Genomic DNA, 19,896 nt, shown 5'->3' with positions numbered 1-19,896 from the left:
CGGGGGCCTGCCGTTCTCCGACCACCCGCAAGTCTCAGCCGCCTGCTTTCAGGGCTGGGCGCTGTGCCTGCGGGGTGATTATCAGCGTGCCGAGCGTCAGGTGTCGGCGGCGATTCGGCTGGCGGAGAAGATTGCCCATCCTGGCACTTTGGCGCTGGCGCTGCTATTTGCCGCTGCGCTCTATCGCCAGCTAGGCCACGTCCACTTGGCCGCGCGGCATGCGGAGCGGGCGGCGGCAATGACCGGAACGCCAGATTTACAGTTGTGGCAAATTTCCAGCCAGTGCATTCTTGGTTGGCAACGAGCCCTGGCAGGTGATGCCACCGGGCTAGCCCAGTTGCGCGATAGCCTGGATCAAATGGCGGAGCTTAATGGGCGCGACCGCTACCAGCGGCCGGTACTGTGGTACTCCGATGCCTGCATTGAGTTGGGTGAATTAAATGCTGCAGAGGATTACCTTGACCAGTGTTTGGTGATTGCCCGTGAGCGCACCACGCTGTTTCTGCCCGAATTAGCCACCCAGCTGGCCAAGGTGCGTGATCTGCTTGGGCACCCCGCCAACGAAGTCAAGGCACTGGCTGAAATGGCGATTAGCCAGTCCCGAGAACATGGCAATCGCCACCAAGAGTTAGCGGCCCTCGAGCTATGGCTAACGCGCATTGAGCCCAACGACCAACAAGCTAAAGAGAGCTTTAGGCAGTTGTTGAGCGAGGTCAGCCACAGTGATGCACCGGTGCTGACACGCTGGATTAGCTTGTTGGATCGCCGTTTGCCGCGGCCGGTAGGCGCTGAAGGTTGATAAGCTAAAGTAGGGCGCTTTATCGAGTGTCCTGCTCCAGCCAAGTCAAGGTGGCGAGCGCCTCTTCCCGGTGCTCGCCGCATACACTGGCGTCAAAGTTAAAGCGCTCGCAAACCTTGGGACGACTCGGATCGCCAAACAGGCGGCATAGATTGTGCTCATCTAACTGCAAGCAGCGAACGCCCGCCGGCTTGCCCTCTGGCATGCCGGGGATGGCTGAAGTGATTGAGGGCGCAATGCAGCAGGCACCACACCCTGCACGACACCCTTCACTCATAGCCTTGCACTTGGTATAGCACTAGGTGAAAACATGGCAACCGCGCCCTTATTGATTCCTTCAAACGCTTGGATGCGCGTGGCTACGCCGCTTTGCGTGGTAACCTCTTTTGCCAGCCAGGCGGCGATATTTTCTACCGTAGTGGGGCCGGGGAGCACTGCGCATAGCGACTGCGGCAGCGTAATGGAGAAATCACCTTGGGCGGCCCGATAGCCGCAGGTAAGAAAGTCGTTATCGCGTTTGGTGATATCCGCTTCCTCAAGGAGGTAGCGATTTTCCAGCCACTTAGCCCAATGCTGTTCAAGCTTTGGTTGCCGCACCCCCTGCTGAAAGATATGTAGCCGCGAACGGTGGCCGTGAGCGATACGCTGGCAGTTACCTAGGTGGCGCTTAAGGCCATGCGTATAACCATAGGCAGCGCCATCAATGGCCTCGTCGCTAAGGGTCAGGGTCACTTGATGAACATTCTCTGGGCGCTGTTCGGTGAGCTGCTGGCTTAAATGCTCGGCGACCGTGTCAGAATCAATAGCCTGCCAGGGCAGTAAACTAAAGGCCTCTTTCGGCCCGCGTACTTCCATGGGGTAGGGGGTGGTGGTACGTATGCAGATGCCTTCAGGGCACTCCGTCACCGTGACCCCAGGTGCTTGAGTAGGCACCAGTAGGGTGTGGTCGAGTCCGCTGTCGAGCGTGCGTTTGATCCATGGCTTGACTTCACCAAAGTCGAACAGCATGCCGTCTTCACCCAGCTCGCCATCGAGCACTGCGTCTACCTGCCAGCTACAGCCGACTAAGCCGCGCTGGGGACACCAGAGGGAGACATCAATATGGGTCAGTTGTTGAACAAATAAGGACATTAATCAAAACCTGCTAATTTGTGCATTTGCAGCGACAAACGCCACTGGGGGTTAGCCATACAGTAAGCGGTCGCTTCAGCGACAGTGCTCTTAGCCTGGTCGAGAGGGGTAAGATCCATCGGCTGGAGAAAAAAGTGGCGAAAGCCAAGGCGTGAAAACTGCTCTGGGGGTGCGTCTGTCTGGGGGTAAACGAGCTTTAATTCGTCGCCTCGGGTAACCGCCAGCGGATTGCTACCCTTGGGGCTTACACAGAGCCAGTCAATGCCAGGGGGCGGCTTCAGTGTACCGTTGGTTTCGACAGCCACCTCAAACCCATGGCTATGTAAAGTGGCAATCAACGCTGCGTCAAGCTGCAGCAAAGGCTCACCGCCGGTAAACACCACATAGGGCGTCGCATTGTCGTTCTGGCTGGGCCAGAGCGCAGCAATATGCTCTGCAAGGGCGGTAGCAGTGGCAAACTTGCCGCCATTGATGCCGTTAGTGCCGATAAAGTCCGTATCGCAAAAGGTGCATTTAGCTGTTGGCCGGTCTACCTCGCGGCCCGACCACAGATTGCAGCCGCTAAACCGACAGAAAACGCTCGCTCTGCCCGCTTGGGCACCTTCCCCTTGGAGGGTATAAAAAGCTTCTTTGACCTGATACATCAGTGCTGACCTACTGCGCTGTCTTCGCTGTAAGCCAGTGGGTCGGTGACGCCGTTGGCGGCAAAGGCGGCCAAACGTTCGCGACAGCTGCCGCACACGCCGCAGGCAAGCTCGCGGCCTTCATAGCACGTCCAGGTATGGCGATAATCCAAACCCATGGCTAGGCCATCGCGCAGGATATCGGCCTTACTTGCAGTGAGATAGGGGGCGTGCAGCTCCACGGGCTCGAAATTGGCAATGCCCGCTACATGATTCATCGCCTCGACAAATTCGGGGCGACAGTCGGGGTAGAGAACGTGGTCGCCACCATGAGCGCCGTAATCGACTCGCTCTGCGCCAATGTTGACGGCTTTAGCGATCGCCAGGGAGAGCAAAATCATATTACGATTAGGCACCACGGTAGCGCGTAAGTTGTCCGCGCCATAATCACCCTTGGGCATTGCCTGGTCTGGGTCGGTGAGCGCCGAATTATCAATCAAGCCGTGCATCGCACGAATATCGACCACCTGGTGGGGCAGCCCCAGTGAAGCGCACACTTGGCGTGCAGTATCGAGTTCGCGGGCATGCCGCTGACCATAGTCAAACGAAAGCGCGTGTACGGTAAGGCCTTCACGCAGCGCGCGGTGAAGCACGGTAAAAGAGTCCATTCCACCGGAATAGATAACAATGGTCGTGGTTGCTGTGTCAGCAGCCACTGGGGGTAGTAATGACATGAGAAAACACTCTTTGTCGGAGAATTTATTAATCGCGAGCAGCGTTTAGCTGGCGCGGCGTTCCGGGGTCCGGTCCGGAAGGGCGGCAGTTTACGCAATAGCCGCTAATCTGACCAGTTCTAGCGCCCATTGGAGTAACGTGTTGAGGTAAAAAGTGCGTAGGCGGGCAGCATTAATATCAACATGCTACGCTATCCCTCCATGCTGTTAGAGGTAAACCAATGGCAACGATTGAACATAGTGAAATCATTAATGCGCCGCCCGAACGCGTTTTTGAACTATTGCGTCGCGTCGAGGATTTTGCCGATTACTCGGATTTGATTCGCTCGATAGAAACGTTGGGCGATAACCGTTATCGCTGGCACGTACGTGCAGTAGGCATGGACTGGACGTTTGATGTCATGGTCACCGAGATACAGCCACCCTATGTGCTTGCCTGGGAGTCGTTGGACGGGGTAAAAAACCAGGGTCGTTACCGCCTTCGCGAGGTTCCCGAAGGCACTGAGGTACTGTTGACGCTCACTTATGAGATACGCAATCGTCTGATGGAAAAAGCCGTTAACAAAGCGGCGAAGCCGCTAGTTGGCAAAGTCAGTCGGCAGATACTTGAACGTGTAGAGGCGCGTTTGCATGAGTAGTAGGTTTGTATGAATAGTAGGTTTGTATGAATAGCCCACCAAGACACCCTTGGCGTTGGGCGTTAGGGTTTACATGTTTTGCCATGCTGGCTTATGTCTGGCTTTGGTATTCGCCAGATTTGATGGCGGTGAAACAGTGGGCTTCCCAAGCATCGCATCATCCTGTCGTTATTATAGGGGTGATGGTGATTATGGCTGTTACGTTAGCCATTGGATTGCCCGGCAGTATTGGGCTGTGGTTAATTGCCCCCTTTTACCCACCGTTAATTGCCACAGTGATGTTGACACTAAGTAGTGTAGTAGGCGCGTTGGGAGCATATCAAATAGCTGCGCGCGCTGGAAAAAACTGGAACCCAAGCGGTTTAACGCTAAAGGTTATGAAGACGCTGGAGCGGCGTAGCGACTTAATGACCCAGTGTGCCCTGCGGATATTGCCTGGCTTCCCTCACTCGGTTATCAATTTTGCTGCAGGCCTACGTAGTATTTCCCTTAAGACTTACTTGTTGGCAGCAACGCTTGGTTTAGCAGTGAAATGGGGCGTTTATAGTAGTGCGATTTATGGCGCTTTGGAGGCAATTGAGGAGGAGGATGCGCTGCAATTTGATGTGGTGCTACCATTAATAGCGCTGGCATTGTTGTTATTGATAGGCGCTTGGTTCAGGCGCCGCGTAGAGGCGGCGCGCAATATTTATTAAGTCGGCGCCCTTATTGGGGCTTATGCATTGAGGCGTCAAGGTGATCAACGACCTCTGCCCAGTCGGCATCCTCATCCACAGCTTCTTTTAGAAATTCTGCCTGGCCCTCGTTCCAGCAGGGTGCTTCAGCCAATGGCATTGTTTCCGGGAGCGGAGCGTTGCGCTGGATAAAGCGCTCAATTGAATCTGCATCGGATGCTAGACCCAATTGCTCGAATAGTTCGCTGAAATCGTGTACCGGTTTTTCCATAATCTGTTGCTCCTTCAAACGGTTAGAGTACTCCCTATAACATAGCTTGATTCACAGTCTACGCCACTATTCAATCGCCTTGATTTGCTAGCGTTCACCGACTAAAGACGTTAAAAAGAGCTGACGCTGATCTTCTAACGCGAGTGGCTGTGCTAGTAAGTGAGCCAGCTTGGTAAAAGCCGCCTCTGGCGTCATATCATCGCCTGCGAGAACGCCTGCATCGCTAAGGCCATATCCCGCCGCATAAGCGCCCAAGTGGACACTACCTTGCGGACACTGGCTAATGGCGGCGAGCAGTTTGCCTTCCCCGCTTGCTCTAGCGAGTACGTCTAGCAAACTGGGGTCGTCGGGCAGGTTACCGGCGCCCCAGAGCTGAAGTAACGCCCCATTAACCCGCGAATCACTCAACCAGGCGTCCAACTGCCAAGCTGATATGCCTGGCCAAAGGGGGATGCGAACGATCTCTCCCTGATTGACCAGATTGTAGTCGGGGAGCTCGAAACGCGGCGCGCCACGCTGCTGCAGGCCAAGCCCACGGCTGGGGTAATAAATAAAATCATCGCCTACCCGCTCGCCGAGCAGCGGATAGTTGGGGCTGGCGAAGGCGTTGGCTGCTTCGCTATGCTGTTTGATGGCGCGGACGCCCCGAAGCAATTGCCGTGCGAAGTAAATAGCCACCTCTTGCAGTACAGGCTTGGCGGCGAACTGCAGCGCGCCGTGCAGATTGTCCAAGGCATCGCTGCCTTGTGATTCCAGTGGCAGCATTGAGCCTGTTATGACCACTGGTCGATCTAACCCCTGGAGTTGATAGGCAAGGCTGGCAGCGGTCCAGCTGAGCGTATCGGTGCCGTGAATAATCACGAAACCGGCGTAGGCCGTTAGCTGGTCGTTAATATCCCGGGCGAGCTGTTGCCAGGTGAGTGGGGTGGCCGCGCTGGAGTCAATCAGCTTGGCGTAACTTATGACCTTGTAAGATGGAAGGGATTGCTGTTGGGTAAGTGGTAGCTGGCTAAGGGCCGTCGCCATGCGATTGGCAAAGTCACCGCCAGGCGCGAGTCCGTCAGCATGCTGCTGCATACCGATGGTTCCGCCCGTATAGATGACTAAGATACGCTCTCGGGCGGTTAAATTGCTGGCTAGAGGGGAGTGAGGGGTCATCGCCATCTCCTGGGGCTTTGTACGAAACCTGCTAGGTGGGCGTTACACGCTGTATCAAAAGTTCGCCGCTCTGGTCATCCAATCGCTGATTGCGGCCCGCCAGTAGCGCAAAGCCACAGCAAGCAGTGATCAGAATAAGCAACAGCCAAGCTATATGTGATGTGTTGGCGCCTGATTGCAGCATAATCCCCACCCCAAAAGGCCCGAGTGCTGCCAGTGTATAACCACCACCCTGGACCAGCCCAGAAAGCTGACCGGCAAGGCGCGAGTTGGCCGTGCGTAAGACTAGCAGACTTAGCGCCAAGCTAAAGCTGCCGCCTTGGCCGATACCCAGAAGTGCAGCGCCAGGCCATTGCCATACTAATGGCGCGATCAGTAGCATCCATAGTCCAATGGCGGTGCTAAGCAGCACAGCCAATAGCGCGGGGCGCTGGTCACGCCCCATACGTGCAATCCAGGGCGCGCCTAGCGCGGAGGCTAGCTGGCACATAATAGACACCGCCATGGTCCAACCTGCATCGGCTTCGTTATAACCGCGCTCAACCAGCAGTGTGGGCAGCCAACCAAATACGATGTACGCCATGGACGACTGAATGCCCATAAACAGCATGACATGCCAGGTAAGCGGCTGCTTAAGTAGCCGTAAAATACCGCTTTGGGGTGCTGTAGGCGTGTTTGCCAGCCCAGTGGTTGTCAACCGATTGGTTGCTGACGTAGAACGGGGCATATGGAAGTGCCAAAGCACCAGTGCGAAGAGTGCGAGTAGTGACCAGCTCATTAAGCTCGCCTGCCAACTGCCCAGTAGTTGGGTCAATGGAACGCTCAACCCGGCCCCTAGAGCGCCACCTAAGCAGAGCGCCATGGTGTATAACCCGGTGAGTAGGTCGGCGCTCTCGGGAAGCTCCCGCTTAACCAAGGCCGGCAGCAGGGTGCCGCCAATGCCAATTGCGCAGCCTGCCATCGCTGAGCCGACAAAGAGCCCGCCCGGGAGTGGCAAACCACGCAAAGTTAGGCCTGTTGCCAGCAGTGCTAGCGCCGCACTCAGCGCCCGTTCGCTGCCTATGTGTTTAGCCAGGGTAGGGGCAAGCGGGGCGGAGAGGCCTAAAAACAGCACGGGAAGCGTGGTGAGTAGCCCTGCTGCGCTAGCTGAAAGCCCTGCGCTTTCTTGTAGGCGGGTTAGTAAGGGGGCAACCGAGGACATGGCGGGGCGTAGATTTAGCCCCACCACAACCATCAGTACAATAAACGTAATCGAACGACGCGATGCCATATCTATGCTTACTTAATGCCAACGCTTACTTAAGGTGCGGGCGTAAGTCTCCGCGAACGGCATCGAGTAGAGTAATGAAGTGGTAATCCTGGGGTGTGTCCAAGCAATCAACTCTAACGTTAGTGCGCATCCCTTTATCCATATTCAACTGGTCAAATATTTCTAACGTTAGCTTGCGTGCAGGCTTATCGCCTGGCGCCATGATGCCATCTTCAAGGGTAAAGGTTTCAAGCAGGGTGACGCGTACGCGGGTGCTATTGCCTTCACTAAGCACCCGGCGCACAAACAGCCAGCCTTCGCAGGAAAGTGCGTGGTTGTCATCCCGTTGGCGTAGGAAAATCGTGCGGTAGCAGGCGCCTTCCACTGAGGCTTTTTCAGCCATGCTGCGGTAGGCTTGCACCACTTGATTAGCTGACGCTCGGGCGTCCTCTAAACGCTGCACGATCCCTTGATGTTCGCGGCTGATCTGCTCTTGACGTTGAAACGTTAGCCATTGGCGGTACTCGGACATCAGTTGAGAAGACGCCATAATCACTCCGTGAAAGGTGTTGGCTGAAATAGCTGCTGGAGACAGCGGCTTGGAATATGCAAAGGCGACACCTTCGCATATTCCTGCGCTTTGAGCTAGCGCCGCGCGCGGCGTTTACGCTCTCCGCCGGTATTGGCACTTTGGCCTTCTGGTTTGCGTTTGGCGCGAGGCTGACGTTGATTGCGTCGACCATTCTCGATGGGCTCAGGTTTGATACTGGGGTCGGGCTCAAAGCCAGGCTCAATGTGCTTGGGCAGCGTCTGTTTGATTAGCCGCTCAATACTGCCCAGTAGAGCGTCTTCATCGACGCATACTAGCGAGACGGCTTCGCCATTGCTGCCAGCACGGCCGGTGCGGCCAATGCGGTGGACATAATCTTCCGCCACGTTGGGTAGGTCGAAATTGACGACGTGGGGCAGCTCATTGATATCCAGACCGCGAGCAGCGATATCGGTGGCCACGAGTACCTGCAGGTCGCCGCTCTTAAATGCCGTTAGCGCGCGAGTGCGAGCACCCTGGCTTTTATTGCCATGAATCGCCATGGATGGGATGTCCTGCTTGGAGAGCTGCTCTGCAAGGCGGTTAGCACCATGTTTGGTGCGTGTAAATACCAGTACTTGGAACCAGCCATTTTGCTGAATTAAGTGGGCCAGCAGTTCGCGCTTCTTCTCGCGATCAACACGGTAAATAGCCTGCTCAATTTTCTCGGCAGTGGCATTCCGCGGCGCCACTTCAATCATCGCCGGGTTATCCAGCAGCTGTTGTGCCAGGGTTTGGATTTCATTAGAGAATGTCGCCGAGAACAGCAGATTTTGGCGCTTTTTAGGCACCAGGCGCAGCAAGCGCTTAATGTCGTGAATGAAGCCCATATCGAGCATACGGTCAGCTTCATCAAGCACTAAAATCTCAACGCAGGAGAGATCAACATGCCCCTGCTGGTGAAGATCCAGCAGGCGGCCTGGGGTGGCAACAAGCACATCCAAACCGGCTTTTAGTGCATCGATTTGAGGCTGCTGTCCAACGCCGCCAAAAATAATGTGGGAGCGCAGCGCCAGATGTTGGCCATAGGTAAACACGCTTTCGCCTACTTGGGCGGCGAGTTCACGCGTAGGGGTTAGCACCAGGGCACGGACCTGGCGCTTTGCAGGTCGTTTGCCGGTGTTTAAACGTTGTAGCATCGGCAGCGTAAAACCGGCGGTTTTGCCTGTGCCGGTTTGGGCGCTGGCCAGCATGTCACGGCCTTCTAGTACAACAGGGATGGCCTGTCGTTGTATCGGGGTAGGTTCTGTGTAACCTTGCGCTGTGACAGCGCGTAACAAATCGGCGTGCAGGCCAAGTTCAGAAAAGCTCATGCGTTCTCCGCAGTCACCTAGTGAGTGAGTACCGATAAGTGGTTGTTATCACTAGGTGTAATGTTCAAAAAGCGAGGTTGATCCACCTTCGCGGCAGCGAAGTGTGCCAGATAATTCAGCGTGCCGCGATGGTCGTTGGTTAGCCGTGGTTGACCGTGACAGGAGACGTGAAAGTTATAGCGCGAAGACGCGCTATCATCTGATGTGCACGGACACACCAGAAAACCACGTGTCAGTAATAAGCCGAGCAGTGTAACACGGTTATAGAACGCCAGCTTGTTTAGCTGTCTCGTGTCAGTAGTAAGGCTGCATGTGCCTCCGCTTTTGCGTTGATTTTTTTCCTTGTCTAGGCTTCGCTCGCCAGCTTTTCGTCCAAAGCCTAGCCCCCGTATTATCAGTCGAAGTAATCGCCCTGACGTATTTCAGTGGCTATAAGCTCGACGGCCTGATCCCAGCTATCACTTAATGCGCGTACCAGAGCAGGGTAGCCATCCTCTGCAAGGGTTGTTTCAGCATAGAAATTTTCCATCTCTAGCAGTTCACCGGCATCGTTAAGCAATTGCCATTGGCCGCTAGCCACGGCTACCCCGTCAAAGCGACCCTGGAATTGATCAATGTTCAGGCGCAGGGTCAATGCGTTGGCCTGTTTACCTTCTGCACGCATAACCCTAAGCGTTGGCAGTGCTTGCGATAGGTTAGCGCGGAGTCTTCGTTCTAACTGTCTGCCTAACCCTTCTGCCCACTGATGTTCCCGAGCGGCGTTCAGCGTAATGTCGTCTAGCTGCATCACAATGCCGTCGACATCCAGGTAATGGGCAAGCCTCGGGGGACTCACTATGAGTGTGCCCTCAGGCTGGTTGGGTGTGCTTGCCAATAGGTCGCTCGGCAGCATGTAGCGTGCGGGGGGAGTGACGCTGCTAGCGCAGGCAGAGACCAGTACGCAGATCAGCAGCAGCGGCAAACATCTCAACCATGTCAGTATGTTTTTCCCTTTCAACATATTCCTCCCTGTCAACATAGTGGGCTCCTTAATCTCGTGGCGCGCGGGGAACGGGGTCTTGGGCATCCAGGTTATCAAACAATAGTGCTCTGGGATTGTCATTGAGCGTGCGAGTCAGTGGCTGCAGGTCACGCATCAAGCGATTCAATCGTTCAATGGCCGTTGTAAGCTCTTGATAGGCAGGCGATGAAGGGGATAAGCCTTGTAGTGTACTGCGCAGCTCATCCAGCGTCGCGTTCAGGTTGCCTCCAACCGCCTGGGTTTCAGGGTCATTGATCAACTGATTTAGAGAGGCGCTGACGTCGCGAACCTCATTCAGCATGCTTTCAGAAGCCTGCAGGTTACGATCCAAGCCGGTTAGCAGCGGTTCAACCTCAAGTGCATTTAACTTATCTAGTAAATCGGTCACCTGGGCCTGTATCTGGGCAAAGCCGCCAGGCACGGTGGGGAATACGGCGCGATCCGAAAAGCGCTCGGCAACATATTCATCAGCCAGGTCGCGCTGGAAATTTAAGTCGACAAACAGGGCGCCCGTTAGCAGGCTGCCACTTTTAAGTGAGGCGCGCAGCCCCAGGCCGAACATACGCTGGAATCGCTCCTCCCACTCTTCAAGGTCAATATCGCTATTTTCAATACCCAGGCGCTGGGGCTCAATCCTAATCAGTACGGGAATGGCAAAGCGTGCGCGAGAGTCGGGCTGTGGTGCGGTAAAGTTCCAGGGCACGGCGGCAACGGTGCCAATTCGCACACCGCGAAACTCTACCGGCGCGCCCTTGGAGAGTCCACGCACCGTTTCATCTACTAGCAGCACATACTCTAGATAGCGGTTAAAGGTTCCTTCCCGGGCGGCGTTTTCATCGGCATAGAGGGTGAAGCGTGCATTGGCTTCAACCGGCTGTCCCATAGGCAAATCTTCGGGTACACCGAAGGTAACACCGCCACCCAGTAGAGCCTCCAGCGATTCAACGTTAACGCGCACACCGTCGGCATCTAAACGGAAATCGATACCGCTAGACGTCCAGAAACGGGTGCTATCGGTAACTAAATTAGTATACGGTTCTTCAATAAAGACTTGGTGCTGCATGGTGCGTGAGAGAGGCTCAAAACTATTCTCTTCGATACGCCCGACGGTATAGCCCTGGTAGGAAACCGGGTCACCTACGCGCAGTGAGTTGCCCAGTTGGCTCGTCAAGCTAAGACGCAGTCCTGCTTGGCCTGCAGGCGCAACAGGGGGGATGTCGCTAACAGGGAATTCTCGCCGTGGCGCTTCCTCTGTGCCTGGCTCAAGCTGAATATAAGCGCCAGAGAGCACGGTGCCCAAACCACTAATACCTTCACGTCCAATGCGCGGCTTGACGACCCAAAAGCGGGTATCTTCGCGCAGCATATCCTCAACTTCAGGCTGAATGCGGGCGGTCAAGACCGCATGGGAAAGGTCGTCAGACAATCGCACACCCTGCACTCGGCCTACTTCCACATTGCGGCTACGAATCAGCGTATTGCCCGCTTCGATACCCTCGGCATTCTCCATGGTCAGCGTCACCAGGGTGCCGCGACTGGCGTAGTTGTCATAAACCAGCCATAAGCCAATAGCAATCGCGACGATGGGCACGACCCAAATGGGCGAGAGCCTCGTCTGACGTGACGTTTTGGCCCTATTTAGATCCTGATCGTTTGTTGAGTTGGTATTAGGCGGTGTTGTTTCATTAGCCATCAACAGGTTCCTTGGTGGCCGCTTTACGGCGAAGAAGAGGGTTACGAGGGGGAAGTGGGGTATCCCATATTAGGCGCGGATCAAATGTCATCGCCGCCAGCATGGTCAATACAACCACTGAGCCAAAAGCGAGTGCCGCAGGGCCTGGTGTGATTGACATCAAGGAGCCTGCGCGAATCAGGGCCACTAATATGGCCACCACAAAAACATCGACCATTGACCAACGACCAATAAATTCCGTTAAGCGATACAGCCGAGTACGGCTTTGGGCATTTAATATGCTGCTACGCCGAACCACTAAGCACAGCCAGATTAACGCCACTAATTTTCCGACAGGAACAATCACGCTGGCGATAAAGATAACTGCAGCGATCGGCCATGAGCCCATCTGGATCAGTTGAACAACGCCGCCAATAATGGTTGAAGGTGAAGAGATGCCCAGGCTGGTGGTGGTCATAATGGGGTATACATTGGCAGGAATGTACATGATGGCCGATGCGCCGAGAAGTGCCCAGGTGCGCTGCAAGCTATGAGGCAGACGCTGATGAAGCTTTTCATGGCAGCGAATGCAGTGACCACGGCCCTGGGGTGATAGTCGGTTGATCAGTCCGCAGGTTGGGCAGCCGGTTAGCCCTTGATCGCCGGCAGGAAGCCCCGTCTGAGTGCCCTCGGGAGCCAGTGGTTCTCCCTCTAATGAGAACCACATCCAATCGGCATCCAGGGACTGGCTTGTCATTAACAGCAGTAGTGCAAACGCACAAAATGCCCAAAAGGAGATGCCTATTTGAACGTCGGCCAATCCGGCTATCTTTATCAGACTCACCAGAGCGCCGATAATAAAGACATCGGCCATCATCCATGGCGTTAAGTGCGCAAGTGAACGTGCGATATCACGACTATAGGGCAGGGGACGATCGCGGAGCAGCCCAAGCTGAAGCCAAAAGACGCCGAGTAGGTAGACCGCAGGGAGTACGACAATGGTCATAATGACGGCGATAGCGACCACCGGCTGGTGAAAGCCAATCAATGTGGTGGCGGTCTGGGTCAGTTCAATGCGGTTACTCACCCCGCTGACTGTAAAGCTAATAAAGGGGAACGACACCGCTACCATGAGGGCGACAAGCGAGGCGATGGCCAGGGCCAGACTGCGCTGTGCAGGGTAGCGGTGGCGTTTAACCAAAACATGTGAACAGCGCGGGCAGCTTGCTTTCTCTCCAGAGTTTAACGGCGGCAGTGCCGATACCCAGTCGCATTCATGACAGGCACGCAAACGCCGTCGCTGAGTCCTAGCCTCAGGTGGCAGGCGGTCAACGAGGGGGGCGTTAACCGCTAATGTACGGCGTTTAATCAATCGTTGTGGTAGCAAAAACCAAAACTCTCAGTGCGAGCCCCTAGAAAAACTACTAGGATGTGGCGGATTAGGTTGTCAAATGCGCATTTTAGAAGCCTATGTCGCTGAAATAATATTCAAAAACGTAGGCTAGCCGCTTGACCAAGGCGTGAGTTTAGACAAGGATGCTGCGGCGCAGTGATTAGCAGTTAAATTCGATCATAATGGCCGCGTACTCTTCTGTCAGGTTAGTTCCTCACTAAAGTCTCGCAATATAGAGGTCAGGCTTGCTAGTAATTGCATCTTACTGCCGTCGCGATGAAGTGGTACTTAGGTACAAAATCTGCAAACAGTGATAATCATTATGCCATGAAGGATATGGAATGTTGCTTCCCACATTAGCGGTTGTGTTTGGATTAGTCTTATTGGTTTGGAGTGCCGAGAAGTTTATTGACGGCGCAGCGGCAACATCTCGTTGGCTTGGTTTGTCACCACTGTTGATCGGGATGTTGGTCATCGGATTTGGTACTTCGGCGCCGGAAATGATGGTATCAGTTCTGGCGGCGCTAGACGGAAATCCGGGCTTGGCTGTCGGCAATGCCTACGGTTCAAATATTGCCAATATCGGTTTGATACTCGGTTTGGTGGCGCTTGTTGCGCCGCTTTCGGTTCATTCTAGCGTTATCCGTAAAGAGATGCCGCTATTGTTGTTGGTCATGCTAGCAACGGGTCTAATGCTATTAGACGGATTTGTCGCGCGATGGGAGGCCGTTGGTCTTTTGCTGGCGTTGGTTGTTTTTATTGTCGTGAGTATCGTTCGCTCGCGGAATCAGTCCGACGACGCGCTGGTATCTGAGGTGGCTGAAACCCTGGATAGCAAACCAATGTCCCGGGGTAAAGCCATTATGTGGACACTAGTGGGGCTGGTGCTGTTAATCGCTAGTTCGCGCCTGCTGGTATGGGGGGCAGTTGAAATTGCGGTGCGCTTCGGTGTGAGCGACTTGATTATTGGTTTGACGGTGGTAGCCATTGGTACGTCACTGCCCGAACTTGCATCTTCTATTACGGCACTGCGTCGGAAAGAGCATGATATGGTGTTGGGCAACGTGGTCGGTTCCAACCTCTTTAATAGCTTGGCGGTGGTCGGACTCGCCGGTGTGATTGCGCCCATTGATGCAGGTCGAGAAGTATTGGTGCGCGACTGGAGCGTAATGACCGGCATGACGCTTCTGATGCTTCTGTTTGCGTTTTCTTGGCGTGGCCGCCCCAGGCGGATTAATCGTTTGGAAGGGGGTATTTTGCTGGCGTTATTTATCGCGTACACCGGCTATATGGTCAGTGTCGTCATCATGTCTCGGTAGTGCTTATATCTTCATGGTGTGCACAGCTATGGCAATCGGTGCGTCAATGCGACACATCTTGGGCATCTGGCGACTGTTGTACAATGTTTGTCCAGGACGGGCGCTAGGGACAAGTTCCTGAAAGTGTAAAGAAATAGCGTAAAGAAATAAGCTTAGTGCTTATAACTAAAAGTGTCGTGCCATGAAGGCTCAACTAAGCTTGTGTTAACCCATCCATGGGATACCGATTCAGGTCTTAGGAGAGTGAAATGGAACTTGATCCGCTCGTGTTATCGCGATTGCAATTTGCATTCGTTGTGTCGTTTCACGCAATTTTCCCCGTGTTTACTATTGGCCTTGCGTCCTACATCGCGCTGCTCCATGGCCTGTTTTTCAAGACCAAGAACCCTGCGTGGGATCGCCTCTCGCTTTTCTGGACAAAGGTGTTTGCCGTTGTCTTTGGGATGGGGGTGGTATCAGGCATTGTAATGTCATTTCAGTTTGGCACTAACTGGAGTAACTTTTCCCAGGCTTCTTCGAATTTCCTCGGGCCCATGCTCAGCTATGAAGTTGTGACGGCGTTCTTCTTAGAGGCAGCCTTCTTGGGCGTATTGCTATTCGGGCGCGGTAAGGTTCCTCAAGGGGTTCACTTATTTGCTGCCATTATGGTGGCTGTGGGCACCTTTATATCTTCCTTTTGGATTCTATCGGCTAACAGCTGGTTGCATACACCTGCCGGCGTAGAGCTAATCGACTTTCGTTTCCACGTAACCTCCTGGAGCGAGGCGATCTTTAATCCATCCTTCCCCTACCGCTTTATGCATATGGCCGTGGCTTCGTTTCTGACGGGCGGTTTTGTCGTGGCAGGGGTGAGCGCATGGTTTCTGCTACGTGACAGAGATCCGGAGGCAAATCGCCGGGCGCTCTCTATGTGCCTTTGGCTACTGCTTTTTTTGGCGCCGACCCAGGCAGTCATCGGCGATTTTCATGGAATAAACACTTTAGAACACCAGCCGACTAAAGTGGCTGCGATGGAAGGGCACTGGGAGACCTCCGGCAATGTGCCGCTGCTGTTATTTGCCATTCCTGATCAGGAAGCACAAACCAATCACTTTGAACTGGGTGTTCCGAACCTTGCCAGTATCATCTTGACCCACTCTCTTGATGGGGAGGTACCTGGTATTAGCGAGGTGGCGCCTGAAGAACAGCCGCCAGTGTTGATCGTCTTCTGGGGCTTCCGAGTGATGGTGGGGATTGGTCTGCTAATGATTGCGGTGGCGTTAACGGGGCTGATATTGCGCCGTAAGGGGCGTATCTATGACAAACGGCTATTTTTAAAAGGTCTGACCGCAATGATTCCCATGCCGTTTATCGCTGTCTTGGCGGGCTGGATCGTTACTGAGTCAGGTCGCTCTCCGTGGTTGGTTTACGGCATGATGACCCATGCAGAGGGGTTAACGCCTTCGCTGACTGGCCCTATGGCGCTGTTTACGTTAATTGGCTATGTCTTGGTTTACGGTGTGGTGTTTTACGCGGGCATTTATTACCTCACCCGCGTGGTGCGTAACGGTATGTTGCCGGAAGAAGAGCGTGAAACCACTGATGAGAACTTCAAGCGGCCTATGCGGCCTATGTCGGCGGCGCATACACCTTTTGATGATGACGTTGACCCGGTGAGGAGCTAGACATGGAAATGTTTGATCTAACGTTAATTTGGGCCTTCATCATCGGTTTCGGCATCATGATGTATGTGCTGATGGATGGATTTGATTTGGGGTTGGGTATCCTTTACCCCTTTGCTCCCGATGAAGATGCTCGGGATGTGATGATGAATTCGGTGGCGCCAATATGGGATGGCAACGAAACATGGCTAGTGCTCGGTGGTGCTGGGCTGTTAGGCGCCTTCCCGCTAGTTTATTCGGTGTTCTTGCCTGCGCTTTACATCGGCGTTTTCTTAATGCTGGCAGGGTTGATATTCCGCGGCGTTGCCTTTGAATTTCGTTTCAAGTCACGCCGGAACAGGCGCTGGTGGAATCGCGCTTTCTGCTGGGGGTCGGCGGTCGCCGCTTTTGCTCAAGGTGCGGTGGTAGGTGCCTATATTCAAGGTTTTCCGGTGGAGAACTTCGCCTATGTGGGCGGTGCATTCGATTGGCTAACGCCTTTCTCAGTGCTAACCGGGCTAGGTTTGATGGCAGGTTACGCGCTATTGGGGGCTACTTGGCTAATTCTCAAATCTGAAGGTCATGTGCAGGACTGGGCTTATAAGATAACCCCAATGCTATTGGCGCTGGTGCTGTTCGTGTTTGCCGTGATTAGCTTATGGACGCCGTTTATAAACCCGATGGTGTGGGAGCGCTGGTTTGGCAATATTCAATTGATTTGGATTTTTCCATTCCTTGCCTTGGCCTGTGCTTTTGTGGTTTTCCGTTCAGTACAAAAACGTCGTGAAGGTGTGCCTTTCCTGGCGACCATCGGTATCTATGTCTTTACCTACCTAGGGTTGATCGTAAGCAAATGGCCGGTGATTGTGCCCCCGAACTATACGCTATGGGACGCCGCTTCTGCGCCAGAGTCTCAGCTGTTCTTACTGGTCGGTGTTGTGTTCGTTATTCCGATTATATTGACCTATACCGCTTGGACCTATTGGGTGTTCCGCGGCAAAGTACGTGTAGGCGAGGGATACCACTGATCCATGCTAACTGAAGACACGCTTTCTCTTACGCCGCGCAGTTGGCTGCAAACATTGGCTAAGGGGGAGCGCAAGCGCCTGCTTGGTTCAGCGCTTTGCGGCGTGTTGGCAGGTAGTCAAACGATAGTCGTGGTGGTTGGTCTTGCGTGGCTTATTGATCAGCTAGTGTTACATCACCGACCACCCATTTCTCTATTACCGATATTTTCCCTGCTGGTGGGCAGTGTGCTGTTACGCGCTGCCTTTCAGTGGGGGCATGAAACATTGAGCCTGGAAGCAAGCCTGCGAATTCGACAGCGTGCCAGAGCACAACTGTTGGATAAATTATCCGCCCTAGGCCCGGTTTGGCTAACCAGCCAGCACAGCGGCTCCCTAGCGAACCAAGTGGTTGAGCATATCGATGCGCTGGAAGGCTATTTCGCGCGTTTTTATCCTCAATTACGGATTACGCTCTGCTTGCCACTGTTGATACTGGCGGTGGCGGGTTGGTTGGATTATCTGGTGGCTCTTTTTCTGCTGCTTTCTGCCCCGTTAATTCCGCTTTTTATGGCATTAGTCGGTATGGGGGCTGAGCGCCTTAATCGCGATCAGTTTGTTGCGGTATCGCGCTTGTCAGCGCATTTTATTGACCGTGTGCGCGGTATGACCACGCTGCAGCTTTTTGGGCGTACTTCAGCCGCGCAGCAGGATGTTTGGTATGCCACCGATGAGTATCGGCGTCTTAGCATGCGTACTCTTCGGTTGGCTTTTCTCTCCTCGGCGGTGCTGGAGTTTTTTTCCTCGGTAGCGATTGCGGTTGTAGCTATGTATGTCGGTTTCGGCCTGTTGGGCTACATTGAATACGGGCCGTCACCGTCGCTGACGCTTTTTTCTGGTTTAGCGGTGCTACTGCTCGCCCCCGAATTTTTCCAGCCCCTGCGCACGCTTTCTCAGCATTACCATGATCGCGCTGCGGCACTCGGTGCCGCCGAGAGCGTGGTGGATATACTCAATCAGCCAAACTTGGTGAGTGGGCATCGCTATATGGTTCCACTGTCGGATAGGTCGGCCATTGAGTTAACAGCTGCTTGCGTTGCTTATCCTCGCCGTGGGCAAGTGATAGGTCCTATCGATCTGACCATTCAGCGGGGTGATGTAGTGGCGCTTAGCGGCGCCTCCGGTAGCGGGAAGTCAACACTGTTGGCGCTGCTCGCGGGCTTTATCGCACCAAGCGCTGGCGAGTACCGTCGGCAAGAAAACAGTCACTACGCCTGGCTGGATCAGCAGCCCTGTCTCTTGCACGGCAGTTTAATCGATAATCTGCGCTTGGCGGCACCTGAAGCTTCCCGCGAAGAAATGCTCGCCGCACTGCATCGCGCTGGTTTTGGGCTTCTGTTAACTCAGCTACCCGAGGGTTTGGATACCTTAATCGGCGAGCGTGGAGTAGGGTTGTCAGGTGGCCAAGCCCAGCGCCTTGCCCTCGCGCGAGTATATCTTAGCAATGCACCGCTGGTGCTGTTAGATGAACCTACGGCGAGTTTAGATCAAGAGACAGAGCAGTTCGTTATGGCTGCTTTACTTGAGCTTGCCCAAGAGGGGCGCACCCTGGTCATAGCGACCCATCATCCGGCAGTGATTGCCGTTGCCCAACGCCATCTGGCTTTTGAGCAGGGTGAGCTGGTAGAGGTGACTTCATGATGGCTATTTGCCGAGACTTCCGCCCTTGGCTGCTGCTTTTAGTGCGGCGCCGCAAGCGCTTTTTGTTGGGTGCTTTGCTGGTTTGGATCACTTTGATGGCAGGGCTTGCGCTGCTGGGGTTGTCGGGTTGGTTTATTACCGCTAGTGCCCTGACCGGTATCTCCTTGGCGCTGGGTATTCCTGCGCGACTCGATGTTTATGTCCCCGGTGGCGGCATTCGTTTCTTCGCCTTGGCGCGCACCGTAGCGCGCTATGTTGAGCGTCTCTATAACCATAATACGGTGTTAACGCTGCTTGCTGACTTGCGTTATCGGGTATTTGGTTATTTAACGCGCTTCGACGACGCTCGCTTGCACGGTGAGCGTGCTAGCGACTGGCTGAGCCGGTTAACATCGGATATCGACACTCTAGATAACTTTTATCTGCGGCTCTTGGTACCACCGTTGGTGGCGCTGCTTAGCGTGGTGGCTGTGTCGCTTTTTGTGGCTATTTGGTTGCCCGTGGTTGGCGTGCTGATGGCAGTGACGCTGGGCTTACTCTGGCTAGTGGCGACCCTGTTAGCTGCTGTCTGGGGATTTTCGCAAAGCTATCAGCAGGTGGTTGACCAGCAGACGCTGCGTCGCCTAGTGGTCGATCAAGTGCAGGCCACGGCTGAGTTGATGAGCTATCAAACGACCCAGTGGCATCGGACGATGATCGCTACTCAAGAGCAGCAAGCATTCATCAATCAGCGCCGCTTGGGCCGTAAAGCGGCGTTAATAAACTGCCTAGTGAGTGTCATTAGTGGATTAATGGTAGTGGCAGTAGTGTGGTTCGCTAGCCTGGTGTTTAGCCAGCAGTTGGTAACGGGCCCTATTTTGGTGATGGCGGCATTGATAGCACTGGGTGCGAATGAGGCGTTTATCACGTTACCTGCTAGCTTTATTAAGTTGGGCGCTAGCTATGCAGCGGTGCGTCGGTTGAATGA

19 protein-coding genes and 1 pseudogene are annotated in these 19,896 nt (G+C 54.3%); 8 read left to right on the top strand and 12 right to left on the bottom strand.

The features are described from left to right. Positions 1-799, top strand: a pseudogene (locus KUC_RS20145) (AAA family ATPase); the annotation flags it as partial. A gap of 19 nt (positions 800-818) precedes the next feature. On the opposite strand, the gene KUC_RS16575 reads toward KUC_RS20145, so the two are convergent. The 4 genes from KUC_RS16575 to queC are packed head-to-tail and all read right to left on the bottom strand — an operon-like array spanning position 819 to position 3,287. Then, positions 819-1,076, bottom strand: a complete 258-nt coding sequence (locus KUC_RS16575; protein ID WP_040481307.1) for a YkgJ family cysteine cluster protein — start codon at positions 1,074-1,076, stop codon at positions 819-821. Further along, complete coding sequence (locus KUC_RS16570) at positions 1,073-1,930, bottom strand: 6-carboxytetrahydropterin synthase (RefSeq protein ID WP_007114388.1); 858 nt, start codon at positions 1,928-1,930, stop codon at positions 1,073-1,075. Before KUC_RS16570 ends, KUC_RS16575 begins: the two co-directional genes overlap by 4 nt. Then, complete coding sequence (queE, locus tag KUC_RS16565; protein WP_007114387.1) at positions 1,930-2,574, bottom strand: 7-carboxy-7-deazaguanine synthase; 645 nt, start codon at positions 2,572-2,574, stop codon at positions 1,930-1,932. Before queE ends, KUC_RS16570 begins: the two co-directional genes overlap by 1 nt. Then, positions 2,574-3,287, bottom strand: coding sequence for a 7-cyano-7-deazaguanine synthase QueC (gene queC / locus KUC_RS16560; RefSeq protein ID WP_040481305.1), 714 nt, complete (start codon positions 3,285-3,287; stop codon positions 2,574-2,576). Before queC ends, queE begins: the two co-directional genes overlap by 1 nt. Positions 3,288-3,508: 221 nt before the next feature. On the opposite strand from queC, the gene KUC_RS16555 reads away from it, so the two are divergent. Together KUC_RS16555 and KUC_RS16550 are read left to right on the top strand one after the other, a co-directional pair. Continuing rightward, the gene (locus KUC_RS16555; RefSeq protein WP_007114385.1) at positions 3,509-3,925 is read left to right on the top strand and encodes an SRPBCC family protein; all 417 of its coding nucleotides are present in this window, start codon (positions 3,509-3,511) and stop codon (positions 3,923-3,925) included. 191 nt (positions 3,926-4,116) lie between these two features. Then, positions 4,117-4,620 carry a VTT domain-containing protein gene (locus tag KUC_RS16550; protein WP_244264829.1) on the top strand — a complete coding sequence of 168 codons (504 nt, stop codon included), beginning with the start codon at positions 4,117-4,119 and terminating at the stop codon, positions 4,618-4,620. 10 nt (positions 4,621-4,630) lie between these two features. Here the strand turns inward: KUC_RS16550 and KUC_RS16545 are convergent, their stop codons facing one another. The 8 genes from KUC_RS16545 to KUC_RS16510 form a co-directional block, all read right to left on the bottom strand. After that, entirely contained in the window at positions 4,631-4,870 is a 240-nt protein-coding gene (locus KUC_RS16545) for a DUF2789 domain-containing protein (protein ID WP_040481301.1), read from the bottom strand. An 87-nt stretch (positions 4,871-4,957) separates the two neighbouring features. Beyond that, positions 4,958-6,034, bottom strand: a complete 1,077-nt coding sequence (locus tag KUC_RS16540; protein ID WP_007114382.1) for an asparaginase — start codon at positions 6,032-6,034, stop codon at positions 4,958-4,960. A gap of 25 nt (positions 6,035-6,059) precedes the next feature. Next, positions 6,060-7,298: an MFS transporter gene (locus KUC_RS16535; RefSeq protein WP_007114381.1), complete on the bottom strand. Its 1,239-nt coding sequence runs from the start codon at positions 7,296-7,298 to the stop codon at positions 6,060-6,062. Positions 7,299-7,323: 25 nt separating this feature from the next. Beyond that, a complete protein-coding gene (locus tag KUC_RS16530) occupies positions 7,324-7,827 on the bottom strand; it encodes a hypothetical protein (RefSeq protein WP_040481299.1) in 504 nt (167 codons plus the stop codon). A 95-nt stretch (positions 7,828-7,922) separates the two neighbouring features. Further along, entirely contained in the window at positions 7,923-9,179 is a 1,257-nt protein-coding gene (locus KUC_RS16525; RefSeq protein ID WP_007114379.1) for a DEAD/DEAH box helicase, read from the bottom strand. Positions 9,180-9,573: 394 nt separating this feature from the next. After that, positions 9,574-10,197: a PqiC family protein gene (locus KUC_RS16520; RefSeq protein WP_244264828.1), complete on the bottom strand. Its 624-nt coding sequence runs from the start codon at positions 10,195-10,197 to the stop codon at positions 9,574-9,576. A 10-nt stretch (positions 10,198-10,207) separates the two neighbouring features. Next, positions 10,208-11,893, bottom strand: a complete 1,686-nt coding sequence (gene pqiB, locus KUC_RS16515) for an intermembrane transport protein PqiB (protein ID WP_040481297.1) — start codon at positions 11,891-11,893, stop codon at positions 10,208-10,210. Then, a complete protein-coding gene (locus tag KUC_RS16510) occupies positions 11,886-13,259 on the bottom strand; it encodes a paraquat-inducible protein A (protein WP_040481295.1) in 1,374 nt (457 codons plus the stop codon). Before KUC_RS16510 ends, pqiB begins: the two co-directional genes overlap by 8 nt. Positions 13,260-13,606: 347 nt before the next feature. Here KUC_RS16510 and KUC_RS16505 point away from each other — a divergent pair, with 347 nt between their 5' ends. The 5 genes from KUC_RS16505 to KUC_RS20140 all read left to right on the top strand — a co-directional run. Then, positions 13,607-14,584: a calcium/sodium antiporter gene (locus tag KUC_RS16505; RefSeq protein ID WP_007114375.1), complete on the top strand. Its 978-nt coding sequence runs from the start codon at positions 13,607-13,609 to the stop codon at positions 14,582-14,584. Between the two features lie 248 nt (positions 14,585-14,832). Further along, positions 14,833-16,248, top strand: a complete 1,416-nt coding sequence (locus KUC_RS16500; protein ID WP_040481293.1) for a cytochrome ubiquinol oxidase subunit I — start codon at positions 14,833-14,835, stop codon at positions 16,246-16,248. Between the two features lie 2 nt (positions 16,249-16,250). Next, complete coding sequence (cydB, locus tag KUC_RS16495; RefSeq protein WP_007114373.1) at positions 16,251-17,252, top strand: cytochrome d ubiquinol oxidase subunit II; 1,002 nt, start codon at positions 16,251-16,253, stop codon at positions 17,250-17,252. Positions 17,253-17,255: 3 nt separating this feature from the next. After that, positions 17,256-18,929 carry a thiol reductant ABC exporter subunit CydD gene (gene cydD, locus KUC_RS16490; RefSeq protein ID WP_007114372.1) on the top strand — a complete coding sequence of 558 codons (1,674 nt, stop codon included), beginning with the start codon at positions 17,256-17,258 and terminating at the stop codon, positions 18,927-18,929. Then, positions 18,926-19,896 (top strand): ABC transporter transmembrane domain-containing protein (locus tag KUC_RS20140; RefSeq protein WP_244264827.1); only part of this gene is annotated, 971 nt, incomplete at its 3' end. The genes cydD and KUC_RS20140, both read left to right, overlap by 4 nt.

It is taken from the genome of Vreelandella boliviensis LC1, assembly GCF_000236035.1.
Taxonomy (GTDB): domain Bacteria; phylum Pseudomonadota; class Gammaproteobacteria; order Pseudomonadales; family Halomonadaceae; genus Vreelandella; species Vreelandella boliviensis.
This window is presented reverse-complemented; position numbering and strand designations above follow the sequence as displayed.